At 70.8% G+C, this 1,538-nt stretch carries 1 protein-coding gene; it reads right to left on the reverse strand.

Annotated elements, in window-relative coordinates; translation table 11 throughout:
* On the reverse strand, positions 1 to 1,538 hold a 1,538-nt coding region (locus RM590_RS35360), incomplete at its 3' end, for a condensation domain-containing protein (RefSeq protein WP_311708918.1).

Here is a 1,538-nt window from a genome sequence, read left to right on the forward strand (position 1 = left end):
GTCACGTTGGTGTGGGTGACGACGACGCCCTTGGGGGTGCCGGTGGTGCCGGAGGTGTAGATGGTGTAGGCGGCGTTGAGGGGGTGTGAGGGGCGGATCCGGTCGTGGTCCTGGGGGTTGGCCGTGGGGCGGGCGGCGATCGCCGCGGCGGTCTGGGGATCGTTGAGCGACAGCCAGGTGATACCGGGCGCGTCGGCGGGCGGAGGTCCCGTGGTGAGGCCGAGCACGGGCCGGGCGTCGCGGAGCATGAACGCGACACGGTGCTCGGGGTGACCGGTGTCCATCGGCAGATAGCCCGCGCCCGTCTTCAACACGGCGAGCACTGCCACGGACAGGTGGGCGTCGCGGGGCAGCGCCACCGCGACCAGTGACTCGGGGCCGGCGCCCGCGGCTATCAGCTCATAGGCCAACTGATTGGCCCGGGCGTTGAGTTCGGCATAGGACAGGCGCGTGTCCCGGTCGCACACCGCCACGTTCCCGGGCGTCGCGGCGGCCTGCCGCTCGAACAGCTCCGGCAGCGTCGCCTCCTCGACTACCGGCACCGTGCCGCTGCCCCCGCCCAGGACGAGGGACCGTTCCGCCTCGTCCATGATCTCCAGAGCGCCCACCGGCCGCGCCGGATCGGCCACGGCGGCGGTCAGCAGACGCACCAGACGGCGGCCGACACGCTCGGCCGTGGCCTCGTCGAACAGGTCCGCGCTGTACTCCAGTCCACCGTGCAGCCCGGCGGGCGCGCCCTCGGCGTCGAAGGTCTCCCGCCACCCCAGCAGCAAGTCGAACTTGACTCCGTCGATTCGGATGGGCACGTCCTCCACCGCCAGCCCGGGAAGATCCGCCGTGCTTCCCGGTGCGTTCTGGAGGACCATGGACACCTGGAACAACGGATGCCGCGACAGCGAACGCTCCGGGTTCAGCGCCTCCACCAGCCGGTCGAACGGCACATCCTGATGCGCGTACGCCTCCAGCGCCGTCTCCCGCACCCGCGTCACCAACTCTCCGAACCCCGGATCACCCGTGAGATCCACCCGCAGCACCAGCGTGTTCACAAACAGACCCACGACATCATCCAGCGCGGCATCCGTCCGGCCGGCCACCGGTACACCCACCGGGATCGTCCTGCCGCCGCCCAGCCGGCCCAGCAGCGCGCCGAAGCCGGCCTGGAGCACCATGAACATAGTGGCCTTGTTCTGACCGGCGATCTCCAGGAGTTGGGCGTGGAGAGCGGCGGGGATGTCCACCGGCACGGTACCGCCCCGATAGGAAGCCCTCGCCGGACGCGGCCGGTCGGCCGGCAACGGCAACTCCTCCGGCAGCCCCGCCAACGCCTCGCGCCAATACGCGATCTGCCGCCCACCCACACTCTCCGAATCGTCCTCATCACCCAGCAACTCCCGCTGCCACACAGCATGATCCGCACACTGCACCGGCAGCACTTCCCACACCGGCACCCGCCCCGCCACCCGCGCCGCGTACGCCACCCCCACATCCCGCAGCACCACCCCCACCGACCAACCGTCCACCGCGATGTGATGCAACAC

This window comes from Streptomyces litchfieldiae (genome assembly GCF_031845365.1).
Classification (GTDB): domain Bacteria; phylum Actinomycetota; class Actinomycetes; order Streptomycetales; family Streptomycetaceae; genus Streptomyces; species Streptomyces litchfieldiae.